The organism is Vibrio sp. 05-20-BW147 (assembly GCF_013369385.1).
GTDB classification, from domain to species: domain Bacteria; phylum Pseudomonadota; class Gammaproteobacteria; order Enterobacterales; family Vibrionaceae; genus Vibrio; species Vibrio floridensis.
Genome location: NZ_SZTO01000006.1, coordinates 47,281 through 70,896 on the forward strand (window position 1 = coordinate 47,281; position 23,616 = coordinate 70,896).

Here is a 23,616-nt window from a genome sequence, read left to right on the forward strand (position 1 = left end):
TAAAAACCACGAAAAACTGTAACAAAGCCTGAGAGTTACAGTGACAAAACTCACGCGATCACAAGCAAACGTTTGTCTGAGATTGCATGCCGTTCGAGATAAATGTGAATCAGCTCACCAATTAAACAGTATTAGAAGAATAGGCATTAAACAGAGGTTCAGCGGGACAAATTACAAGCAAAAAAAAGGACCGTTTTCTCGGTCCTTTTTGATCTCGATAACACGCAAATATTATCGGATGTCGATACTCGCGAAGCTTTTCACCAGATCGTCCAGTGCTTTCATTTGCGCAAGGAACGGCTCTAGTTTGTCAAGTGGCAATGCCGATGGGCCATCACAACGTGCTTGGTCTGGATTTGGGTGCGCCTCAATAAACAGACCAGCAATACCCGTTGCCAAACCGGCTTTCGCCAGTTCAACGGTCTGTTCACGGCGACCGCCTGATGCCGCACCTGATGGGTCGCGCATTTGCAGTGAGTGGGTCACATCAAAAATGATTGGGCTGCCTTTTGATGCTTTTTTCATGACGCCAAAACCCAGCATATCTACGACTAGGTTATCGTAACCATGACAAGAACCACGCTCACAAAGAATGATCTTATCGTTGCCACACTCCGCAAATTTCTCAACGATGTTGCCCACTTGACCTGGGCTCATGAACTGAGGTTTTTTCACGTTGATTACCGCGCCCGTTTTGGCCATCGCTTCCACAAGGTCAGTCTGGCGAGCCAAGAACGCAGGTAGCTGGATAACATCCACCACATCCGCTACAGGCTGCGCTTGTGCTTCCGTGTGAACATCGGTGATGATCTTTACGCCAAACGTGTCTTTCAGCTCTTGGAAGATTTTCATCCCTTCTTCAAGACCTGGGCCACGGTATGAGTGAACAGAACTGCGGTTGGCTTTATCGAAAGACGCTTTAAATACGTAAGGAATGCCCAACTTATCGGTCACTTTCACATAGTGCTCACAGATCTGCATCGCCAAATCACGTGACTCTAGTACGTTCATGCCAGCAAACAAAGTAAATGGCTTATCGTTGGCAACTGGGATATCACCAATCTGAACAATTTTCTGTTCCATCATTATGTCTCTTATTTGATCAATGTAGAGTGACCGCTTTGCCACTCATAACGTTAACTTGTTTTTTTAGCAGCTCTGCCGCAGGGTCATCGGGACACTGATCAATAAAATATTGAAAATCAGACACCGCAATTTGATGACACTCTAGTTGTTGATAGATAAAGCCGCGATCACGAATTTCATAAGGGTCATCTGGCACAAACGTTAACGCCAGATTGGTACAACGTAAAGCCAGAGTATAGCGCTCTTCTCGAAGTAGTGCGCCTTTTAACAAGGCAAGCCAGCGGCCAATCACCGTAGGGTTATCCGCCACCTCAAGATGCTCAGGTTTCAACGTTGCTAACGGCCCTTCGTGACCAATCAACCAAGCTTGTAAAAGGCGCTCGCCAACAAACTCACCATTAAATGGGTTGATGTATTGAACGCCCCCTTCACACCAATCCACTCGCAAAAGAAACTGGGTTGGGAAGGTGACACCATGTAAATCGAAGCCAAGCTGGCGACCTAGATAAAGCAGTATCGCTCCTAAACTGACAGGGATACCTTTCCGACGCTGCAATACTTTGTCAATAAAGCTGTTGTCTGAATCAAAATAGGCTTCACGATCACCTTGGAACTGCCATTGGATGAAAAATAGGCGTAGAAAGGCATCAAAGCGCTGCTTTTCATCTCGCTCGACAAACAGTTCGTTTTCCGCTTCTTTTAACAAACGAGCCAACTCATGCTTTACCCAAAGATCTTCTGTTTCTGGATTAATGGCTTTATTGAGCTCTAACGCCCCTTCCACCAGTTCCATGTTGTCAAAATCTTCGTCAAACAATTCCAGCATTACTTGTTATCCGTTTACTTAATTCACACTAAATATTCTTAACCGAAAAACATCGGTGTCTTTGAAACCGCTAATTTGCCTGCCATCGCCAGCCAACCGAGTGCGCCGAAGAAAGAAAAAGTACGTAGCAGCTTGTTTTTACCCAGTTTAAGTGCGAAGAAACCTAAAGCAATGTAGGCCATTACACAGGTGATTTTCTCGGTGAGCCAAGGCGCCGACGGGGTAAATGGAATGAAACCAGTGATCACAATCAGCGCAATACCTGACAACAACAATAACGAGTCGTTGATATGAGGAAAACGCTGTAAAAATGGGTGCTTCAACTTATTTGAATTCATCATCATCAATGCATAGCGAACGGAAAGTAGCAACGCGCTGATGACGATGGTGAGTAAATGAAAGTATTTCAAAGCTTCGTACATAGTGTTCTCTTTGATATCTGGATCTAGTGATCCGTGTTTTCTGGTAAAGCAACGAAGTAACCCAAAGTCACTCGATCGTTGCCACCGTAATCCTTCTCGGTTGCTACCTCTTGATATCCCAACGTTTCTAGGATTTCTCGAACAGCGATACCTTGATCGTAGCCATGTTCAAACATCAGCCAGCCATGAGGCTCAAGATAGTCACGTGCCTGTTGCGCGATATAACGGATATCAGCCAGGCCAGACTCTTCGGCAACCAGAGCACTTTTTGGCTCAAATCGCACATCTCCTTGATTAAGATGGGGATCATTCTCATCAATATAAGGAGGATTGGAAACGATTAAAGCAAACTTTGTGCCTTGAGCCACAGGTTCAAACCAGCTGCCCTGTTTAAAGGTCACATTTTTGATATTCAATGCCAGCGCATTCGACTCAGCAAGCAGCTTCGCTTCCTGCTGCAAATCCACGCCCATCACAGTGCGATGTGGCAGTTCAGACGCCAGTGCAATGGCAATCGCTCCCGTGCCTGTGCCTAAGTCGAGGATAGAGCCCGTTTGCGTAGCCGTTTTTTCTAACGCCAACTCCACTAAACGCTCGGTATCGGGGCGAGGAATTAACGTCGATGGCGCGACTTTAAAAGGCAAAGACCAAAACTCTCGTTCACCGATAATGTACGCCACCGGTTCGCCAGACAATCGACGCGCCACTAAGGCTTCAAACTGCTGTTGCTCTTGTTCGGTGAGTATTTTATCTGGCCAGGTAAACAGATAGCTACGCGGCTTATCCAGTACATGGCAAAGCAATACCGCGGCGTCTAAAGACGGCGAATCATTGCCTAACTCAGAAAAGCGAGATGCCGCCTGTTTAACAGCGGCATCTAGTGTCATCAACTCAGACATGGGATCAGTTGTTGTCCGCCAAAGCAGCCAATTGGTCCGCTTGGTGTTCCTGAATCACAGGGTCGATCAAAGACTGAAGATCGCCTTCCATCACTTCAGAAAGACGGTAAATCGTCAAGTTGATGCGGTGATCTGACACACGGCCTTGTGGGTAGTTGTAGGTACGAATACGGTCACTACGATCGCCTGAACCAAGCAGGTTACGACGCGTGTCAGACACTTCAGCTGCACGCTTAGCCTCTTCAGCTTGAACAATACGAGCCGCTAGAACAGCCATCGCCTTGGCTTTGTTTTTGTGCTGTGAACGCTCGTCCTGACACTCCACGACAGTACCAGTTGGTAAGTGGGTAATACGGATTGCCGAGTCGGTGGTGTTGACGTGCTGACCGCCCGCACCAGAAGAGCGGAAGGTATCAATTTTTAGATCGCTTGCTTTGATCTCTGGAATTTCCGCTTCAGGAATTTCAGGCATGATTGCCACGGTACACGCAGAGGTGTGTACGCGACCTTGCGATTCGGTTGCAGGCACACGTTGAACACGGTGACCGCCCGACTCAAACTTCAAGAAACCGTAAGCGCCATCGCCATTCACTTTCGCGATCATCTCTTTGTAGCCGCCATGTTCTGCTTCATTCGCGGACATGACTTCAATACGCCAACCACGTTTTTCTGCAAACTTGCTGTACATACGGAACAGATCGCCAGCAAAGATACCGGCTTCATCACCGCCCGCACCCGCACGAATTTCGAGGAAACAGTTACGACTGTCATTCGGATCTTTCGGTAACAGCAGGATTTGCAGTTCCGAGGCCAAGTTTTCAATCGCCGCTTTCGCTGCTTTGATCTCTTCTTGTGCCATTTCACGCATCTCTGCGTCGTCTTCTTTGGCCATCTCTTCCGCAGCAACTAAATCTTCTTGCGCTTGTTGATAGGCAGTAAAGCACTTAGTGACTTCTTCAAGTTGAGAATACTCTTTTGACAGTGCACGGAATTTGTCTTGGTCACCGATCACTCCCGGATCACCAAGAAGGTGCTGCACTTCTTCATAACGCTCAACCAGCATTTCTAGCTTGGTTAGAATCGAGGCTTTCATCATTTATATATCTTACTGATTGATAGAATTATTTGAGTTCATCCAGCCCTAAGCTTTGGCGAATGACGGTTAATTTTGCGGGCTCACCCTGCTCTGCGGCCAATTGTAGCGCACGTGTGGGTGCATGGATGAGTTTATTTGTCAGGCGATTACTCAGTTCGCGCAGTACTTTTTCTGGATCACCACCGCTTTCCAGTGCTAACAACGCTTTGCTGAGCAATTCCTCACGAATGTCATTGGCCGACTGGCGATACTCACGAATACTGTCCACCGCTTGGAGCGAGCGAAGCCAACTCATAAACGCAGCACTTTCTTCCGCCACGATCGCTTCTGCTTGAATCGCTTCGACTTTGCGCTGCTCGATATTGCTGTCAATAATTGATTGCAAATCGTCAACAGTATACAAGTAAGCATCATTCAAATCGCCCACTTGCGCTTCCACATCACGCGGTACCGCAATATCCACGAGCAAAATGGGCTGATGACGGCGCTGCTTGAGCGCAGTTTCCACCATGCCTTTGCCAATGATCGGCAGTGGGCTCGCCGTTGAGCTAATGACGATGTCTGCGCGGGCCAAATGGTCCGGAATATCTTGTAAGCTGATCACTTCCGCATCGAACTGTTCAGCCAGAGCCAATGCACGCTCACGCGTTCTGTTGGCCACTATCATCTTATGACATCCATTGGCATTTAAATGTTTTGCCACCAGTTCAATGGTTTCACCAGCCCCCACTAATAGTACCGTGGATTGAGCTAATGATTCAAAAATGTGTTTGGCTAACGTACAAGCGGCATAGGCGACCGAAACGGCGTTACCGCCAATATCGGTTTCCGTGCGGACGCGCTTAGCAACGGAAAAGGTTTTCTGAAACAATTTTTCCAAAGACGCATCTACCGCCTGCTGCTCGCGCGAATCGGAATACGCCTGTTTCACCTGCCCTAATATTTGAGGTTCACCCAGCACCAAAGAATCCAAGCCGCAAGAAACGCGCATCAGATGGCGAATTGCCGCTTGTTCTTCATACACATACAAACTCGGTTTGAGCTCTTCTAAACCGATTTGATGAAACTGGCTCAACCAATCAATCACCTTGCTGCGTGCACCCGATTTGACATCGCAATACACCTCGGTGCGGTTACAGGTAGAGAGGATCACGCTGCCATTGACTGCTTCATGCTGGCTGAGCTGCTGCAGTGCATTGGCCAGTTTGTCTGGACCAAACGCCACTTTCTCTCGCAAGTCAACCGACGCGGTGTGGTGATTTATGCCAATAGCAAGCAAAGACATCGATAGTGCTTTCTCTGTACAGAATGGAAAATTAGGAGGCGAATTTTACTTTATGCACGACTTTATTAAAAGGGTGTAGCGGATTTGTTTTCCTTACTTCGTGAGTTCGATGCTATAGTTGAGCGCTCAAAGACTTAAATCAGACAGAAAGTATCCGCCATGTTTCGACGAACTTATTTTTGGTTAATGCTCTTGCCGCTGTTTATGCTTGGCTGTACTGGCCTTCCGGACCATCCCACCAGCGTTGAGTGGCAAAGTCATCAAGCCAAACTGTCACAAATTCAATCATTTCAAGCCGTCGGCAAACTGGGTTACATCTCGCCAGATCAACGACAAAACCTCAACTTCTACTGGAAACACTCATCAGCGCAAAGCCACCTGCGTTTTACGACATTTCTTGGCCAAACCGCATTAAATCTCACTATGACGCCGCAAGGTGCTCGCGTTGAAACCTACGACGATCAAATCTTAACCGCTGAGAATGCGACCGCTTTGGTCCAACAGTTAACCGGGTTGGTTATACCTGTCGAACAACTGAGTGATTGGATCATCGGCTTGCCTAATGGCGCTGACGACTTTCAACTCAATGAGCAAAATACACTCAGCTCATTAGAGAAAGATCTCAATTTTCAGCGTTGGCATATCGCCTACACGCAGTATCGCGATGTGGAATTTCATCAGCAAGTTGTACCGCTGCCGGCCAAGCTTAGCCTGACCCAGCAAGACATCAAACTAAATATCGTTGTGAGTAAGTGGACGCTAAAATAATGATTACCAGCCCAACAACTTGGCCCTCACCAGCCAAACTCAATCTTTTCTTGTACATCAATGGCCGTACTGAAAATGGCTATCACGAACTGCAAACGTTATTTCAGTTTCTTGACCATGGCGATCAACTCACGATTACAGCCAATGACAGCGGTCATATCACACTAACGCCAGACATTGTCGATCTCCCCGTAGAACAAAATCTCATTTGGAAAGCGGCCAATGCACTCCAGAAAAAGACGGGATGCACCTTGGGCGCCAACATTCATCTGAACAAAATATTGCCGATGGGCGGCGGTATCGGTGGTGGTTCTTCCAATGCAGCAACGGCATTGGTTGCTCTGAATTTTCTTTGGCAACTTGGTCTTTCTGATGATGAACTAGCCGACATTGGCTTAAAACTGGGCGCGGATGTGCCCGTTTTTGTGCGCGGCTATGCGGCATTTGCTGAAGGTGTTGGTGAAAAACTGACTCCAGCACAACCAGAAGAGAAGTGGTATTTGGTGGTAAGACCCGATGTGCACATCGCCACCGTCGATATTTTCACGCATCCAGATTTGACGAGAAATACGCCAAAGCGTTCTCTGGAAACGCTTCTTGATAGCGAATACGGAAACGATTGCGAAAAAATTGTCCGAATGATCCACCCAAAGGTTGATAAGCAACTTTCATGGCTGCTACAATACGCGCCGTCAAGATTGACGGGGACCGGATCTTGCGTTTTCGCTGAATTTAGCAGCAGATCTGAAGCGGAATCAATCCTTGCCCAACTCTCTGACAATGTCTCGGCATTTGTCGCTCAAGGGCGCAATGTTTCGCCGCTAAAAGAGACGTTGGCTGATTATCTTTCAGCCCAAAACCGACCTATTTAAAAACTGGACGCAACCCTGAGGTTTCCACCGTGCCTGATATGAAGCTATTTGCTGGTAACGCAACACCTGAACTAGCCCAACGTATTGCTGATCGTCTCTACATTTCTCTTGGTGACGCCACTGTTTCTCGTTTCTCTGACGGTGAAGTAGCGGTACAAATCAACGAAAATGTACGTGGTAGTGACGTTTTCATTATTCAATCTACCTGTGCTCCGACCAACGACAACCTAATGGAGCTGGTCGTAATGATTGATGCAATGCGCCGCGCTTCAGCGGGCCGTATTACAGCAGTTATTCCTTACTTTGGTTACGCTCGTCAAGACCGCCGTGTGCGTTCAGCGCGTGTGCCAATCACTGCAAAAGTAGTCGCAGACTTCCTTTCAAACGTGGGTGTTGACCGCGTTCTGACGATTGATCTACACGCAGAGCAAATTCAAGGCTTCTTCGATGTGCCAGTAGACAACATCTTCGGTACGCCAGTACTACTTGAAGATATGCACGCGCGTGGTCTAGAAGATCCTGTGGTTGTATCTCCAGACCTCGGTGGTGTTGTTCGTGCTCGTGCAACGGCAAAAGCGCTTGGTGATATCGATATTGCTATCGTCGATAAGCGTCGTCCACGTGCCAACGTTTCTGAAGTGATGAACCTTATCGGTGATGTTGAAGGTCGTGACTGTGTGATCGTTGATGACATGATCGACACTGGCGGCACGCTATGTAAAGCAGCTGAAGCATTGAAAGAACGTGGTGCGAAGCGAGTATTTGCTTACGCAACTCACGCCGTGTTCTCAGGCAACGCAGCGAAAAACATCAAAAACTCTGTGCTTGACCAAGTGATCGTGACTGACTCAATCACTCTGAGCAAAGAGATGGCCGCAACCGGTAAAGTGACTCAACTAACTCTCTCTGGCATGTTGGCTGAAGCGATCCGCCGTATCAGCAACGAAGAGTCTATCTCTGCGATGTTTAACTAATCGCCATTTCGATTAGTCCAATTTTAGAACACCCCTTGATTGGGGTGTTTTTATTTGCAATAGGCTTGGCCTCGCCCATCGTTACTTTTCTGTGCTATCATACCGCGCTTTTGAAGATTCCAAAGAGATCCTAACCTTGAGTCAACAGATCAAACTTCTTGTCGGCCTTGCTAATCCCGGGCCTGAATATGCCAAAACTCGCCACAATGCGGGCGCTTGGGTAGTAGAAGAACTGGCACGCGTTCACAACGTTACGCTAAAGAATGAAGCAAAGTTCTATGGCTTAACAGGACGTATTGTGATGAATGGTCAGGAACTGCGTTTACTGATTCCAACTACCTTTATGAACCTTTCTGGTAAAGCCATTGCCGCATTGGCAAAGTTTTATCAGATTCAACCAGAAGAGATCATGGTCGCGCATGACGAGCTGGATCTTCCTCCTGGTATCGCAAAGTTCAAAAAGGGTGGTGGCCATGGTGGCCACAATGGTTTGCGAGATACCATTAGTAAACTGGGCAACAATAAAGAATTCTACCGTCTACGGATCGGCATTGGCCATCCTGGACACAAAGATAAAGTAGCGGGTTTTGTACTGGGTAAAGCACCTGCCAGTGAACAATCCTTACTCGACGCTACCGTCGACGAATCTGTTCGCTGCTTGGATATTTTGATCAAAGATGGTCTATCCAAAGCACAAAACCGCCTCCACACGTTCAAAGCTGAATAAGGTTACAATCATGGGTTTTAAATGTGGCATCGTTGGCTTGCCAAACGTTGGTAAATCAACTCTGTTTAACGCACTGACTAAAGCGGGTATTGAAGCCGCTAACTTCCCGTTCTGTACAATCGAACCAAACACTGGCGTGGTACCAGTGCCAGACTTGCGTTTAGACGAATTGGCAAAAATCGTAAACCCACAACGTATTCTGCCAACCACAATGGAATTCGTTGACATTGCAGGTCTAGTAGCTGGCGCATCTCGCGGCGAAGGTCTGGGTAACAAATTCCTAGCCAACATCCGTGAAACGGACGCAATTGGTCACGTAGTTCGTTGTTTTGAAAACGAAAATATTGTTCACGTTGCAGGCAAAGTCTCTCCAATCGAAGATATCGAAGTGATCAACCTTGAACTGGCCATGGCTGACCTTGATTCTTGCGAACGCGCCATTCAACGCCAAGCGAAGAAAGCGAAAGGCGGCGATAAAGACGCGAAATTCGAACTGACTGTTCTAGAAAAGCTGCTTCCTGTCCTCACTGAAGGTGGCTCTGCACGTACTGTAGAACTGTCTAAAGAAGAACTTGCCGCCGTTGGTTACCTAAACTTCCTAACGCTAAAGCCAACCATGTACATCGCTAACGTGAATGAAGATGGCTTCGAAAACAACCCATACCTAGACGCAGTTCGTGAATTTGCAGCAAAAGAGAATAACATTGTTGTTCCAGTTTGTGCCGCGATCGAATCGGAAATGGCAGAACTGGAAGATGACGAGCGTGCAGAATTCCTAGCGGATATGGGCATTGAAGAACCAGGTCTAAACCGCGTAATCCGTGCAGGTTACGAGTTGCTGAGCCTACACACTTACTTTACGGCTGGTGTGAAAGAAGTTCGTGCATGGACCATTCCTGTTGGTGCGACTGCACCAAAAGCGGCAGGCAAGATCCACACCGATTTTGAGAAAGGCTTCATCCGTGCAGAAGTTATTGCCTATGATGACTTCATCCAATTTAAAGGTGAAAACGGAGCAAAAGACGCAGGTAAGTGGCGTCTAGAAGGTAAAGAGTACATCGTAAAAGATGGCGATGTGGTTCATTTCCGTTTCAACGTTTAATTGTTTGTTTAAACTTTAAACAACTCAATCGAATACAAAGCCAGCCAATTTGCTGGCTTTTTTATTGGCTGAGAAAAAAGTTCACATTAAGTTATTCAAACCAAGTCAATTTGTTAGCAGTTTTCGATCACAAACACGCCTCTTTGCTTAAAAAGAAAGCGAACGATTTATTTCCCCCGATTTATTAAAAAAAACTGTTGACGGTTGTGACGCAACTCCTCATAATGCGCCCCGTTCCCGACGAGACAGCGATGAAACGAAAGGAACGGAAAACATGGTTTTGGCTACGTAGCTCAGCTGGTTAGAGCACATCACTCATAATGATGGGGTCACAGGTTCGAATCCCGTCGTAGCCACCATCCCTAAGAACTTTTTTAAAGAGTTATTAGGAATAGATGCGGAAGTGGCGAAATTGGTAGACGCACCAGATTTAGGTTCTGGCGCCGCGAGGTGTGAGAGTTCGAGTCTCTCCTTCCGCACCATCATTGAACAAACCCAGCTTAGGCTGGGTTTTGTTTTATCTGACGTTCTTATCTTCATTGCATTGTTCATTGTTTGTGAAAACAAAAAAAAGCGAACTCGATGAGTCCGCTTTCCTTCCCTGATACTAGCGCTCGTTTATGAGCCCTTGCCCAAGGCCATCACATTCCTAGCGCATATTTCAATACTTGATGCTTGATAGGCCCAGAGTGCTCAGCCAACTTGAGGGCAGCGTTACGAACCAACTTTAATGGGGTGATATCGTTGCTAAAGCCTTTGTAGAACAGATCCATCCCCGTTTGCATTAGCAAGTTGTCCGCATAACGTGCTTTCTGATAGGCCGCTTGTTGAGTCATTGTCAGAGGTTGGTTTTCCGTTACCTTAAGTAACGCTTCAACGTCTTTAAAACCAAGATTGACGCCTTGGCCGGCTAATGGATTGATCGTGTGGGCCGCATCACCAACCAACAAACAATTTTGTTGATAATACGCTTGTGCATGTCGTCGGGTTAATGGGAAAGAATCCCAGTACAGCACGTCAAACTCTCCCAATTCATCAGGGAAATGACGAATAATTTCCTGTTTCAGCTTTTCTGCGCTCATGGCTGACAACTCACGAATACGCTTGGGTGAATCGTACCAAACCAAAGAACCTTGCTGGCCTTTCAATGGCAAAAAAGATCGTGGGCCAGTTGGGGTAAATTGCTGCCAAGTGATCGCCTGTTGCGCAGATTCCGTCGCAATATTGATCAACATACAATGTTGGCGATAATCCCATGCGGTAATGCCAATGCCAGCCAACTCACGCACCTGAGAGTTGGCACCATCTGCGCCAATGACCCAAGAGGCTTCAATTTCTAAACCACTCTCAAGCGTCAACGTGTTGATCTCATCGAACTCAAGACGCTTCAGTTTATCTGGGCATTGCAGAGTCAAATTCGGGTACTGAGCAAACTCTTGCCACAACCCCAATTGAATTAGACGGTTCTCCACAATGTAACCTAGCTGTTCCAAATTGAGTTCATCGCTGTGAAAACGTGTACGACATTCTGGGTGCTCCCAGGTTTCTAAGCGTTTGTAGGGACAAACTCGAGTTGCTTGAATATGTTGCCAGGCCCCTAGCGATTCCAGCAAACGCACGGAGTTATGGGAAATGGCGGACACTCGGATGTCCATCGGTTGGCTTGCTTCAAACGCTTTCGGCTCAAACCCTTCAACCACGATGACTTTTCTGCCTTGTTTGGCAAATCCGATGGCCACAGCCGCACCTACCATGCCGCCACCGACGACGGCAATGTCGTATTTATTCATCTTGTACTCTTGATCAACTTGATTCAAAGACGGTTTTGCATTGTACGTTTTACTGGCAAGTTTGCGAAACACTTTGTCCCTATCAAGCGGCTTAGGTCACTCAGTTTCCATCGACAAAAACCTTAAAAAACCAAGGCGAAATACCTGACAAGACCCTAGATAAAATCAGGCTTTGCGAAGAATTCACCAGATCACTAGTCAGTAGGTTTTTAAAGCAGTACAATACGCCGCTTACCGCCGTGATGGCGGCTATACTTTGAACAATTTGTTCAACGAATTTTTAGTATTAACACGAGCGAAAGTGAGATGAGTAAGAAACTGCTAATTAAAACCTGGGGTTGCCAGATGAACGAATACGATTCATCGAAAATGGCGGATCTGCTGAACGCAGCAAATGGCTACGAATTGACAGAAGAACCAGAAGAAGCAGATGTTCTATTACTTAACACCTGTTCGATCCGTGAAAAGGCGCAAGAAAAAGTGTTCCACCAGCTTGGCCGTTGGAAAACGCTCAAAGATAAAAAGCCAGGCGTCGTGATCGGTGTTGGTGGTTGTGTAGCAACACAGGAAGGCGATCACATTCGTGAACGTGCACCTTTTGTTGACGTTATCTTTGGTCCTCAAACCTTGCACCGTCTTCCTGAAATGATCAAACAATCACAAAGTGAAGATGCACCAGTGATGGACATTTCATTCCCAGAAATCGAGAAGTTCGACAGTCTGCCAGAACCGCGTGCAGAAGGCGCAACCGCATTCGTTTCTATCATGGAAGGCTGTTCTAAGTACTGTACTTACTGCGTAGTGCCTTACACTCGTGGTGAAGAAGTCAGCCGCCCAATGGACGATGTGCTATACGAAATCGCGCAACTTGCCGAGCAAGGCGTTCGTGAAGTGAATCTGCTAGGCCAAAACGTAAACGCATACCGTGGCCCGATGCACGATGGTGAAATCTGTTCTTTTGCAGAACTGCTTCGCCTTGTTGCGTCTATCGATGGTATCGACCGTATTCGCTTTACCACCAGCCACCCACTTGAGTTCACCGATGATATCATCGCTGTCTACGAAGATACGCCAGAGCTGGTGAGCTTCCTTCATCTACCAGTACAAAGTGGTAGCGATCGCATTCTGACGATGATGAAACGTCCTCACACTGGCATCGAATACAAGTCGATCATCCGTAAACTGCGCAAAGCGCGTCCTGATATCCAAATCAGTTCTGACTTTATTGTTGGCTTCCCAGGTGAAAGCGACAAAGATTTCCAAGACACCATGAAGCTGATCAAAGATGTCGACTTTGACATGAGCTTCAGCTTCATCTTCTCTCCTCGCCCTGGTACTCCTGCGGCAGATTACCCATGTGATCTTTCAGAAGAGACGAAGAAAGAGCGCTTATACGAACTGCAACAACAAATTAACGCACAAGCCATGCGTTACTCTCGCCTAATGCTAGGCACAGAGCAGCGTGTACTGGTTGAAGGTCCTTCTAAGAAGAACTTGATGGAGCTACGTGCTCGTACAGAAAACAACCGTGTAGTAAACTTTGAAGGTAGCGCAGATCTGATTGGTCAGTTCGTTGATGTGAAAATTACCGATGTATTTGCAAACTCACTGCGTGGTGAGATTGTACGTACTGAAAAAGACATGGACCTACGTAGCATGATTTCGCCAACACAAATGATGGCCAAAACACGCCGCGAAGATGAGCTAGGTGTAGCGACATTTACGCCATAAGCTCGTATTAATCGCCATTGAGAGCCTGGTTGTTATCAGGCTCTCGTTAAGTGGCAGACAATGAGAGGCAACATTGAGCAATAAAATCGTCACTCTAGAGATTAACCTAGAACCCTCCGATAACCGCCGTCTTGCAAGCTTGTGCGGTCCTTTTGATGACAATATCAAACACTTAGAACGTCGACTCGGCGTTGAAATCAGTTACCGTGGCAACTTCTTTACCATCGTTGGTAAACCTCATACTTCCGCTGCCGCGCTCGATATCATTAAAACACTTTACGTTGAAACCGCGACGGTTCGTGGTCAAATTAAAGATGTTGAACCTGAAGATATCCACCTTGCGATCAAAGAATCTGGTGTGCTTGAACAGAACCAAGAGTCAGCCATCGCACATGGTAAAGAAGTGTTTGTCAAAACCAAGAAAGGGGTGATCAAACCTCGCACGCCGAATCAGGCGCAATACTTGGTCAATATGGTCACGCACGACATCACTTTCGGCATTGGTCCTGCTGGTACGGGTAAAACCTACCTTGCGGTTGCTGCAGCTGTCGATGCGCTAGAGCGTCAAGAGATCCGCCGCATTCTGCTCACTCGTCCTGCGGTTGAAGCAGGTGAAAAACTCGGTTTCCTACCGGGTGATTTGAGTCAGAAAGTCGATCCTTATTTACGCCCGCTTTACGATGCATTGTTTGAAATGCTCGGTTTTGAACGGGTTGAAAAGTTGATTGAACGTAACGTCATCGAAGTGGCACCACTGGCATACATGCGTGGTCGCACACTCAACGATGCGTTCATCATTCTCGATGAGAGCCAAAACACCACCGTAGAACAGATGAAAATGTTCCTGACCCGTATCGGCTTTAACTCTCGCGCCGTGATCACGGGGGATGTCACGCAGATTGACTTACCTCGCGGTGCAAAATCGGGCCTTCGTCATGCCATCGAAGTGCTCAATGAAGTGGAAGAGATCAGCTTTAACTTTTTCCAATCCGATGACGTCGTTCGCCACCCAGTCGTCGCGCGCATCGTCAATGCCTACGAGAAGTGGGAAGCACAAGACCAAAAAGAGCGTAAAGAGTTTGAACAACGTCGCCGAGAAGAGCGCGATGCCAAACTGCTTGAAGCCGCCAAAGCCGAGCTTTCTGCACAAATCAGCGCGGATAAGGAAACCACACATGGCAATTGAACTGGATCTGCAACTTGCGGTCGAAGATCAAAGCGGCCTACCCAGTGTGCAAGATTTCCAAACCTGGCTGGACAAGACCATCACCTCTTTCCAGCCACAAGCTGAAGTGACCATTCGTATCGTGGATGCTAAAGAAAGCCACCAGCTAAATAATGAGTACCGTGGCAAAGATAAGCCCACTAACGTGCTTTCTTTTCCGTTTGAAGCGCCCCCTGGAATGGAAATGGATTTGTTGGGTGATTTGGTTATTTGTCGCCAAGTGGTTGAACAAGAAGCCATAGAGCAAGACAAACCCCTAATGGCACATTGGGCGCATATGGTTGTACATGGTAGCTTGCATCTGTTAGGTTATGACCATATTGAGGACGACGAAGCTGAAGAGATGGAGTCCCTCGAAACAGAAATCATGCAAGAGATGGGTTTCTCTGATCCATATCTTGCAGAAAAAGAGTGAGTATTCAAACCGTTAGTATTAGGTTCGAGTGCCAAATGTGAGCTATCACACTTCTGATAGCGTTACTTATTAGAGAAACAATGAACGACGACAATTCTCAAAATTCCGACGGTCCGAGTAGAAAGTCCTTCTTCGGACGCCTAGGTCAATTATTTCAGGGTGAGCCTAAAGATCGCCAAGAGTTAGTGGATGTTATCCGAGATTCTGAAGTAAATGACCTGATTGACCATGACACTCGCGACATGCTCGAAGGTGTGATGGAAATTGCTGAAATGCGCGTTAGGGACATCATGATCCCTCGCTCGCAAATGGTCACCATTGAGAGAAAAGACAATCTCGATTCACTTATCGCACTGATCACCGATGCGCAGCACTCGCGCTACCCAGTTATCAGTGAAGATAAAGACCATGTAGAAGGCATCCTACTTGCGAAGGACTTACTCAAATACTTAGGCTCAGACAGTGCTCCATTTGATATCGAAGAAGTTATCCGCCCAGCGGTCGTGGTTCCTGAAAGTAAGCGAGTCGATCGCCTACTGAAAGAATTCCGCCAAGAACGTTATCACATGGCCATTGTTGTTGATGAATTTGGTGGCGTCTCCGGCCTTGTCACCATCGAAGATATTCTTGAAGAAATTGTTGGGGATATCGAAGATGAGTTCGACGAAGAGGAAGATGCCGATATTCGTAAACTCAGCAAGCATACTTATGCGGTCAAAGCATTGACCACCATTGAAGAGTTTAACGAAACCTTTGGCAGTCGTTTTAGCGATGAAGAAGTGGATACAGTGGGTGGTTTGGTGATGACAGCCTTTGGTCACTTACCAACTCGTGGCGAGATCGTAGAAATTGATGGTTTCAATTTCAAAGTGACCGCCGCCGATAACCGTCGTGTTATCCAGTTACAAGTCACCGTGCCTGACTCGGTTTCTGTTGCAGAAACCACTCCAGAGTAACGATAACCGCCTCTGCAAAGAGGAATATCAGACGAACGATAGATGAAAAATACCCTATTTCATCGCCTCAAGCGGCCCATTGCGGCCGCTTTTGTTGGCGCTCTCACTACGCTTGCCTTTGCACCTTACCAAATTTGGTTAGTTGCGCTTATTACACCAGCCCTGTTACTTATCCTTATCCATGATCAATCACGTCGCCAAGCCATTTGGACGGGTTACGCATGGGGATTAGGGCAGTTTGCCTCCGGCATTAGCTGGGTCTACGTCAGTATCGCAGGCTTTGGTGGCATGCCTCTGGCGGCTAACCTCTTTTTGATGGGTGCACTCATCGCCTATCTCGCCATCTACCCTGCACTCTTCACTTGGAGCTATCAACGCTTTTTTGCCAAAGCTACCTTGCTCAACTTGTTGCTTGCGGCGCCAGCCCTTTGGTTGATAGCCGACTGGTTGCGTGGTTGGGTGATGACGGGCTTCCCTTGGCTGTGGCTCGGTTACAGTCAAATCGATTCACCTCTGGCGAGTTTCGCTCCGATAGGTGGTGTTGAGCTGCTTACGCTACTGCTTTTGGTCGGTGCCGGAGCGATCGCCTATGCGGTAATTCATAAACGTTGGTCGATGCTACTCATCCCGACGGTGTTACTCAGCACGGGTTATGGCTTATCACATTGGGACTGGGTCACACCGCAGCCGGACAAAACCACTAAAGTGGCGCTTATCCAAGGCAATGTCGACCAAAACTTAAAATGGTTACCAAGCCAACGCTGGCCAACCATTATGAAGTACACCGATTTAAGCCGTGAAAACTGGGACGCCGATATTATTATTTGGCCAGAAGCCGCTATTCCAGCGTTTGAAGTCGAGTTGCCCTCCTATCTGAGTAATTTGGACAGTGCGGCAAAAATGAATCAAAGCGCGATCATCAGTGGCATTGTCAATCAAGCCGAAGATGGTCAGTTTTACAACAGCATTCTTTCCGTCGGCCTGACGCCTTATGGGGATTACTCTTTTGATCTCACTGAGCGTTATCATAAGCATCACCTGCTGCCGTTCGGTGAGTTTGTCCCGTTTGAGCAAATTTTGCGTCCATTAGCACCGTTTTTTAATTTGCCCATGTCATCATTTAGCCGTGGTGATTTTGTGCAGCCTAATATCGTGGCAAATGGCCATCCAATGGCGCCAGCGCTGTGTTACGAAATTATCTTTAACGAGCAAGTAAGGCAAAACGTTACCGACGACACCGATTTCCTTTTGACTCTATCAAACGACGCTTGGTTTGGTCGTTCAATTGGCCCCTTGCAACACATGGAAATCGCACGAATGCGTGCTCTCGAGCTGGGCAAACCGCTGATTCGTTCCACCAATAATGGTTTAACGGCCGTTACTGACCATAGAGGTAAAATTATCGCCTCTATTCCACAGTTTGAAACGGCGGTACTGCGGGCAGAGCTTACGCCAACCCAAGGACAAACGCCCTATCATCAACTAGGCAGTTGGCCACTCTACATTTGGGTTGCCTTGTCACTTGCTCTCGCATGGTGGCGAAAACGCCGAACGAATGCTTAGCGGCAAAAGCAATGGAGAAAACCCGTTGCGAAAAGCGCAAGCACAGATGGGCAAAAAACAAAAGGTACGCAATGCGTACCTTTTCTGTTTCTCACGTGAGCAAAAAGAGCGTGATTACGGTTTCAACGCTTGGCGGCTAAAGCCCTTGTGACCACATTTGATGCAAGGAATGATCACGGTTGGATGATTGTAGGAGGTTTTATGGCCACATTCATCACACACCAACACACCAAGCCCTATCACCTCTCCCGCTTCGTAAAGACCTTGATGTTCAAGATCTTCAAACAGTTCAACCCATTCCACTTTGGTTCTGTCAGTAATTTCGAGCAAACCTTGCCAAATAGAATCGGCAATGGTGAGGTAAAAAGGTCCACTTTTGCTCTCTTCATAGTTGTCGGCAAACTCTTTTAAGTCCGCTTTTACGTACGCAGAGATCAACGCCAACTCATCTTTGGTCATATCATTCGCCGCTGATATCACCTTGCCAGATGTTTCTAGGACGTTGTTCACTTCATCTGGGCTATGTTTGAGTGTCTCGATGACATCTTCCAACATTTCTTCATAACCGGATTTACGTTTCGGCATGGCAGTCCTCCATCTGTAAAGATTGGCTATTGTTGTGCACGGTACCTTTAGGTATTCTATGACGATCTATTTCAATCTGTTCTAACCGAACTCACAAATTCCAAGATAACCGGATACCATCGATGCAAGAACAATATAATCCACAAGATATTGAACAGAAAGTTCAACAGCACTGGGACAACAACAAAACATTTGTTGTGACTGAAGATCCAACCAAAGAGAAGTTCTACTGCCTCTCTATGTTCCCATACCCAAGTGGTCGACTGCACATGGGTCACGTGCGTAACTACACCATCGGTGACGTAGTATCTCGTTTCCAACGCCTACAAGGCAAAAACGTCATGCAGCCAATCGGCTGGGACGCATTCGGTCTACCTGCAGAAAACGCAGCGGTGAAAAACAACACCGCGCCTGCGCCTTGGACTTACGAAAACATCGAATACATGAAGAACCAACTTAAGCTTCTTGGCTTTGGTTATGACTGGAACCGCGAATTCGCCACTTGTACGCCTGAGTACTACCGTTGGGAACAAGAGTTCTTCACTAAGCTTTACCAGAAAGGTCTGGTTTACAAGAAGACGTCTTCTGTTAACTGGTGTCCAAACGACCAAACGGTTCTTGCGAACGAGCAGGTTGAAGACGGCTGCTGCTGGCGTTGTGATACGCCTGTAGAGCAAAAAGAAATTCCTCAGTGGTTTATCAAGATCACCGAGTACGCTCAAGAACTGCTTGATGATCTAGACAAACTTGAAGGCTGGCCAGAAATGGTGAAAACCATGCAACGCAACTGGATTGGTCGTTCTGAAGGTGTAGAGCTCAAGTTTGAAGTGAAAGGTCAACAAGACCTAGAAGTGTACACCACTCGTCCAGACACACTAATGGGTGTAACTTATGTCGGTATCGCAGCAGGTCACCCTCTAGCGAAAATTGCCGCTGAGAATAACCCAGAGCTTGCTGCGTTCATCGAAGAATGTAAGAACACCAAAGTTGCTGAAGCTGAATTGGCCACCATGGAGAAGAAAGGTATGGCGACGGGCCTTACTGCTATTCATCCATTAAACGGCCGTGAAGTGCCAGTGTACGTCGCTAACTTCGTATTGATGGACTACGGTACAGGCGCTGTTATGGCAGTACCGGCACACGACCAACGTGACTTCGAGTTCGCCACTAAGTACGGTCTAGACATCATTCCGGTAATCAAGCCAATTGATGGCAGCGAGCTAGACATCTCAGAAGCGGCCTACACAGAGAAAGGCGTGCTGTTCGATTCAGGTGAGTTCGATGGCCTAGAATTCCAAGCAGCGTTCGATGCCATCGCAGCGAAGCTAGAAGCAGAAGGCAAAGGCACTAAGACGGTTAACTTCCGTCTACGTGACTGGGGTGTATCTCGTCAACGTTACTGGGGTGCACCAATCCCAATGGTCACCACTGAAGATGGCCAAGTTCACCCAGTACCCGCAGACCAACTACCCGTGATTCTTCCTGAAGACGTAGTAATGGACGGCGTAACGAGCCCAATCAAAGCCGACAAAGAGTGGGCGAAGACAACCTTCAACGGTGAGCCAGCTCTACGTGAGACAGATACGTTCGATACCTTTATGGAATCTTCTTGGTACTACGCACGTTACTGTTCACCACAAGCTGACGACATCCTAGATCCAGAAAAAGCCAACTACTGGCTGCCTGTAGACCAATACATCGGTGGTATCGAGCACGCGTGTATGCACCTACTGTACTCTCGCTTCTTCCACAAACTGCTGCGTGATGCGGGCTACGTGACGTCTGACGAGCCGTTCAAGCAACTACTGTGTCAAGGCATGGTACTGGCAGATGCTTTCTACTACACCAACGATAAAGGTGGCAAAGAGTGGGTATCACCAACAGAAGTGAAAGTTGAACGCGATGGCAAAGGTCGCATCACTTCGGCTGTCGACAACGAAGGTCGTAGCGTAGAACACTCAGGCATGATCAAAATGTCTAAGTCGAAAAACAACGGTATCGACCCACAAGAGATGGTCGACAAATACGGCGCAGACACAGTACGTCTATTCATGATGTTTGCTTCTCCAGCAGACATGACACTTGAGTGGCAAGAGTCTGGCGTAGAAGGGGCTAACCGCTTCCTGAAACGTGTTTGGAAACTCGTAAACGAGCACACATCAAAAGGCGCAGCAGAAGCAGTAGATGCAGCCGCACTGTCTGGTGATCAAAAAGCACTGCGTCGTGACGTTCACAAAACCATCGCCAAAGTAACCGATGACGTTGCGCGTCGTCAGACGTTCAACACCGCGATCGCTGCGGTCATGGAGTTGATGAACAAGCTGGCGAAAGCGCCACAAGAATCTGCACAAGATCGTGCGATCCTTGACGAAGCGCTAAAAGCGGTCGTTGCGATGCTGTACCCCATCACTCCGCATATCTGTTTCGAAATGTGGACGGCACTTGGCCAGCAAGACATCGACAACGCATCTTGGCCAACTTACGATGAGCAGGCTCTGGTTGAAGACGAAAAACTGATTGTTGTTCAGGTCAACGGCAAAGTCCGCGGTAAAATCACCGTTGCTGCAGACGCCACGAAAGAGCAAGTTGAACAAATCGGTCTTAACGAAGAAAACGTCTCTAAACACCTAGACGGCGTGACTATCCGTAAAGTGATTTACGTACCAGGCAAACTATTGAGCATCGTGGCGAACTGATCACGATATCAAGAGTGAAAAACCACCAAATGAGGCGAACCAACTCGCCTCATTTGGGTCCAAGTAGGGGTAAGCATTTTACCCTACTTATCTAAAATCATGGCTTGTCCGTGGTTTTAGATAAGTCTAATCATCGGGCCATTACTAACCGACTTTTGTAAATAAAGAAGAGCATCTCCATGCGTTTTACGTCTGTGTTTAAAATCTCGTTCATTCTCGCCTTCTCCACCATACTATCGGCATGTGGTTTCCATCTCCGAGGTGAATACTCTGTTCCAGAAGAGCTGAGTACGCTCTCTTTTACCAGTTATGATGAATACAGCCCGTTAGCACGCGCAGTCCGCTCACAACTGCTTTTAAATAAAGTCAATCTCGTCGCTCCAGCCGAAACGGTTCCAAACCTATATTTGATTGGCGAGAGCATTGAAGAGCGTACGTTATCGCTCTATCAAAACAGCCGCGCAGCGGAAAAAGAGCTGACGTATGTGGTGAACTACCGCGTTACCGTGCCAGACTTGGGCAGCAAAGACTTTAAAACTCGCGTCAATCGCAACTACCTTGATAACCCACTTACCGCACTGGCTAAGTCGGTGGAACGTGAAGTGATCGAAGATGAAATGCGCAAACAAGCGGCCAGTCAAATGATGCGCCAGATGGGGCGTCTGCGCGCAGAATACGAGAATGAAGACCAACCATCGGCTAATCAGTAATTATGCGAATTTTTGCCGATAACCTTGCTCAGCAACTGACGAAAGACCTAAAACCCGTTTACTTAATCTTTGGCAACGAGCCCTTGTTAATACAAGAAAGCCGAACCGCGATCCAAAAAGCGGCCTTTCAACAAGGTTTCGAAGAGCGTCATCGCTTTGCCGTTGATACAAGCTTGAACTGGAATGAGGTTTACGACTGTTGCCAAGCTCTGAGTCTGTTTTCCAGCCGACAACTGATTGAACTTGAACTGCCAGAAAGCGGCGTCAATGCATCTATCGCCAATGAGCTGCTTTCTGTCGCTCAGATGCTGCATACCGATATTATGTTAGTTATCATTGGTAGCAAACTCACCAAAGCGCAAGAAAACGCCAAATGGTTCAAAACATTGAGCCAGCAAGGCCACTGGATCAGTTGTCTAACACCCGATAATCAACGCCTGCCACAGTTTGTATTAAATCGCTGCCGTCAACTGAATTTAAAACCAGACCAACAAGCGGTACAAATGCTCGCGCAATGGCATGAAGGCAATCTGTTTGCCCTTTCTCAAAGTCTTGAGAAACTGGCACTGCTCTATCCAGACGGCGAGCTCAACTTGATTCGCTTGGAGGAATCCCTCAGCCGACATAATCACTTTACTGTTTTTCACTGGATTGACGCACTATTGGAAGGGAAAGCCAACCGCTGCCAAAAAATCTTGCGTCAACTTGAAGCAGAAGATATTGAAGCGATTATTTTGTTGCGTTCATTGCAAAAAGAACTGCTATTGCTTTTACAAATGCAGCAACAACTGCAGCAAAGCTCTATGATGCAAGTGTTCGAAAAGCACCGAATTTGGCAAAACAAGAAACCGCTCTACACTGCGGCTTTAACTCGACTCAAGAGCACTAAGCTGAGACAACTGCTCACATTGCTTGCCAAGGCAGAAATTCTGGCGAAAACCCAGTATGAGCAACCAGTATGGCCAATTCTGCAGCAATTAAGCGTCGAGATGTCTCTCCCTGACGTAGAGTTAGCTTTTAAAAGTTAAAAGCGTGCTATATTGCGCGCGCATGTAAAACAGAGAACAACACCGAGGAAATATTCGTGCTTCGCGAAGAACTAAAAGACTTTTTGGCTGATAAAGCCGACGATATGAAAGCAGAAAACATCGTAATTCTGAACGTGGAAGACAAATCCAGCGTGACGGATTATATGATCATCTGCACTGGCACATCGAAACGTCATGTTGCATCGATTGCTGATCACGTCGCTGATGAAGTAAAAAAAGTAGGCCTTCAGCCATTAGGCATGGAAGGTGAAAACGAAGGCGAATGGGTCGTGCTGGATATGGGTGATGCGATGCTACACGTAATGCAAGAAGAACACCGCCAGCTATACCAACTCGAAAAACTTTGGGGTTAATGGTTTGAAAATTCAGTTGATCGCCGTTGGTACAAAAATGCCAAAGTGGGTTGAAGAAGGTTTTCAAGAATATCGCCGTCGTTTCCCACACGATATGCCACTAGAGCTCATTGAGATCACGGCGGGTAAACGAGGCAAAAACGCAGATATCGCCCGCATTTTACAAAAAGAAGGCGAAGCGATGTTAGCCGCCATTCCCAAAGGCAATCGCATTGTCACACTCGATATCCCTGGAAAGAAGTGGGATACCCCAGAGTTGGCACAACAGCTTGAAGCGTGGAAACTGGATGGTCGAGATGTCTCGATCTTGATTGGTGGCCCAGAAGGATTAGCACCCGCATGCAAAGCCGCTGCTGAGCAAAGTTGGTCTCTTTCAGCGCTCACCTTACCTCACCCGTTAGTGCGTATTGTGATGGCCGAGAGTTTATATCGTGCGTGGAGTATCACCACGAATCACCCTTATCATCGAGAATAAGTTCAGCCCAA

At 47.3% G+C, this 23,616-nt stretch carries 23 protein-coding genes and 2 tRNA genes; 17 read left to right on the forward strand and 8 right to left on the reverse strand.

Translation table 11 applies throughout. From position 1 onward, the window contains the following. Positions 1 to 231 precede the first annotated feature (231 nt). Genes kdsA through hemA form a run of 6 tightly spaced genes read right to left on the reverse strand, consistent with a single transcriptional unit; the run spans position 232 to position 5,614 of the window. The gene (gene kdsA, locus FC652_RS06540) at positions 232 to 1,083 is read right to left on the reverse strand and encodes a 3-deoxy-8-phosphooctulonate synthase (RefSeq protein WP_026130489.1); all 852 of its coding nucleotides are present in this window, start codon (positions 1,081 to 1,083) and stop codon (positions 232 to 234) included. 19 nt (positions 1,084 to 1,102) lie between these two features. Next, a complete protein-coding gene (locus FC652_RS06545; protein ID WP_011078364.1) occupies positions 1,103 to 1,912 on the reverse strand; it encodes a SirB1 family protein in 810 nt (269 codons plus the stop codon). Between the two features lie 38 nt (positions 1,913 to 1,950). Next, the gene (locus FC652_RS06550; protein WP_045597639.1) at positions 1,951 to 2,334 is read right to left on the reverse strand and encodes a SirB2 family protein; all 384 of its coding nucleotides are present in this window, start codon (positions 2,332 to 2,334) and stop codon (positions 1,951 to 1,953) included. Positions 2,335 to 2,357: 23 nt separating this feature from the next. Further along, positions 2,358 to 3,233, reverse strand: coding sequence for a peptide chain release factor N(5)-glutamine methyltransferase (gene prmC, locus FC652_RS06555; RefSeq protein WP_080535763.1), 876 nt, complete (start codon positions 3,231 to 3,233; stop codon positions 2,358 to 2,360). A 4-nt stretch (positions 3,234 to 3,237) separates the two neighbouring features. Continuing rightward, positions 3,238 to 4,326: a peptide chain release factor 1 gene (gene prfA, locus FC652_RS06560; protein ID WP_176298100.1), complete on the reverse strand. Its 1,089-nt coding sequence runs from the start codon at positions 4,324 to 4,326 to the stop codon at positions 3,238 to 3,240. A gap of 28 nt (positions 4,327 to 4,354) precedes the next feature. Continuing rightward, positions 4,355 to 5,614: a glutamyl-tRNA reductase gene (gene hemA / locus FC652_RS06565; protein WP_176297964.1), complete on the reverse strand. Its 1,260-nt coding sequence runs from the start codon at positions 5,612 to 5,614 to the stop codon at positions 4,355 to 4,357. A gap of 159 nt (positions 5,615 to 5,773) precedes the next feature. Here hemA and lolB point away from each other — a divergent pair, with 159 nt between their 5' ends. The 7 genes from lolB (at position 5,774) to FC652_RS06600 (ending at position 10,539) form a co-directional block, all read left to right on the forward strand. Beyond that, positions 5,774 to 6,382, forward strand: coding sequence for a lipoprotein insertase outer membrane protein LolB (lolB, locus tag FC652_RS06570; RefSeq protein WP_176297965.1), 609 nt, complete (start codon positions 5,774 to 5,776; stop codon positions 6,380 to 6,382). Further along, a complete protein-coding gene (gene ispE, locus FC652_RS06575; RefSeq protein WP_176297966.1) occupies positions 6,367 to 7,254 on the forward strand; it encodes a 4-(cytidine 5'-diphospho)-2-C-methyl-D-erythritol kinase in 888 nt (295 codons plus the stop codon). Before lolB ends, ispE begins: the two co-directional genes overlap by 16 nt. A gap of 29 nt (positions 7,255 to 7,283) precedes the next feature. Further along, complete coding sequence (locus FC652_RS06580; RefSeq protein WP_011078371.1) at positions 7,284 to 8,228, forward strand: ribose-phosphate pyrophosphokinase; 945 nt, start codon at positions 7,284 to 7,286, stop codon at positions 8,226 to 8,228. Positions 8,229 to 8,364: 136 nt separating this feature from the next. Then, entirely contained in the window at positions 8,365 to 8,955 is a 591-nt protein-coding gene (gene pth / locus FC652_RS06585; protein ID WP_176297967.1) for an aminoacyl-tRNA hydrolase, read from the forward strand. A 10-nt stretch (positions 8,956 to 8,965) separates the two neighbouring features. Then, positions 8,966 to 10,057, forward strand: coding sequence for a redox-regulated ATPase YchF (ychF, locus tag FC652_RS06590; RefSeq protein WP_176297968.1), 1,092 nt, complete (start codon positions 8,966 to 8,968; stop codon positions 10,055 to 10,057). A gap of 282 nt (positions 10,058 to 10,339) precedes the next feature. Beyond that, positions 10,340 to 10,416: transfer RNA gene (locus tag FC652_RS06595), tRNA-Met, on the forward strand. Between the two features lie 38 nt (positions 10,417 to 10,454). After that, a tRNA-Leu gene (locus tag FC652_RS06600) sits at positions 10,455 to 10,539 on the forward strand. Between the two features lie 159 nt (positions 10,540 to 10,698). Here the strand turns inward: FC652_RS06600 and FC652_RS06605 are convergent. Next, complete coding sequence (locus tag FC652_RS06605) at positions 10,699 to 11,847, reverse strand: 2-octaprenyl-3-methyl-6-methoxy-1,4-benzoquinol hydroxylase (RefSeq protein WP_176297969.1); 1,149 nt, start codon at positions 11,845 to 11,847, stop codon at positions 10,699 to 10,701. Positions 11,848 to 12,153: 306 nt separating this feature from the next. Between FC652_RS06605 and miaB the strand changes: the two genes are divergently transcribed. The 5 genes from miaB (at position 12,154) to lnt (ending at position 17,737) form a co-directional block, all read left to right on the forward strand. Beyond that, on the forward strand, positions 12,154 to 13,578 hold the full coding sequence (miaB, locus tag FC652_RS06610; protein WP_176297970.1) for a tRNA (N6-isopentenyl adenosine(37)-C2)-methylthiotransferase MiaB: 1,425 nt from the start codon (positions 12,154 to 12,156) through the stop codon (positions 13,576 to 13,578). A 73-nt stretch (positions 13,579 to 13,651) separates the two neighbouring features. Then, positions 13,652 to 14,764 carry a PhoH family protein gene (locus FC652_RS06615; RefSeq protein ID WP_011149715.1) on the forward strand — a complete coding sequence of 371 codons (1,113 nt, stop codon included), beginning with the start codon at positions 13,652 to 13,654 and terminating at the stop codon, positions 14,762 to 14,764. Then, on the forward strand, positions 14,754 to 15,218 hold the full coding sequence (gene ybeY / locus FC652_RS06620) for an rRNA maturation RNase YbeY (protein WP_176297971.1): 465 nt from the start codon (positions 14,754 to 14,756) through the stop codon (positions 15,216 to 15,218). Before FC652_RS06615 ends, ybeY begins: the two co-directional genes overlap by 11 nt. Positions 15,219 to 15,298: 80 nt before the next feature. Continuing rightward, on the forward strand, positions 15,299 to 16,174 hold the full coding sequence (gene corC / locus FC652_RS06625) for a CNNM family magnesium/cobalt transport protein CorC (protein WP_017420893.1): 876 nt from the start codon (positions 15,299 to 15,301) through the stop codon (positions 16,172 to 16,174). Between the two features lie 42 nt (positions 16,175 to 16,216). Continuing rightward, on the forward strand, positions 16,217 to 17,737 hold the full coding sequence (lnt, locus tag FC652_RS06630; protein WP_176297972.1) for an apolipoprotein N-acyltransferase: 1,521 nt from the start codon (positions 16,217 to 16,219) through the stop codon (positions 17,735 to 17,737). 114 nt (positions 17,738 to 17,851) lie between these two features. Here lnt and FC652_RS06635 read toward each other — a convergent pair whose 3' ends face one another. After that, complete coding sequence (locus tag FC652_RS06635) at positions 17,852 to 18,322, reverse strand: zinc ribbon-containing protein (protein ID WP_011078380.1); 471 nt, start codon at positions 18,320 to 18,322, stop codon at positions 17,852 to 17,854. Between the two features lie 122 nt (positions 18,323 to 18,444). Between FC652_RS06635 and leuS the strand changes: the two genes are divergently transcribed. The 5 genes from leuS to rlmH all read left to right on the forward strand — a co-directional run bounded on the left by leuS (position 18,445) and on the right by rlmH (position 23,605). After that, positions 18,445 to 21,018, forward strand: coding sequence for a leucine--tRNA ligase (gene leuS / locus FC652_RS06640; protein ID WP_176297973.1), 2,574 nt, complete (start codon positions 18,445 to 18,447; stop codon positions 21,016 to 21,018). A 179-nt stretch (positions 21,019 to 21,197) separates the two neighbouring features. Beyond that, complete coding sequence (gene lptE / locus FC652_RS06645; protein WP_176297974.1) at positions 21,198 to 21,728, forward strand: LPS assembly lipoprotein LptE; 531 nt, start codon at positions 21,198 to 21,200, stop codon at positions 21,726 to 21,728. A gap of 2 nt (positions 21,729 to 21,730) precedes the next feature. Continuing rightward, positions 21,731 to 22,756 carry a DNA polymerase III subunit delta gene (gene holA, locus FC652_RS06650; protein WP_176297975.1) on the forward strand — a complete coding sequence of 342 codons (1,026 nt, stop codon included), beginning with the start codon at positions 21,731 to 21,733 and terminating at the stop codon, positions 22,754 to 22,756. 56 nt (positions 22,757 to 22,812) lie between these two features. After that, positions 22,813 to 23,130 carry a ribosome silencing factor gene (gene rsfS / locus FC652_RS06655; RefSeq protein ID WP_017420887.1) on the forward strand — a complete coding sequence of 106 codons (318 nt, stop codon included), beginning with the start codon at positions 22,813 to 22,815 and terminating at the stop codon, positions 23,128 to 23,130. Between the two features lie 4 nt (positions 23,131 to 23,134). After that, on the forward strand, positions 23,135 to 23,605 hold the full coding sequence (gene rlmH, locus FC652_RS06660) for a 23S rRNA (pseudouridine(1915)-N(3))-methyltransferase RlmH (RefSeq protein WP_011078385.1): 471 nt from the start codon (positions 23,135 to 23,137) through the stop codon (positions 23,603 to 23,605). The last annotated feature ends 11 nt before the right edge of the window (positions 23,606 to 23,616 follow it).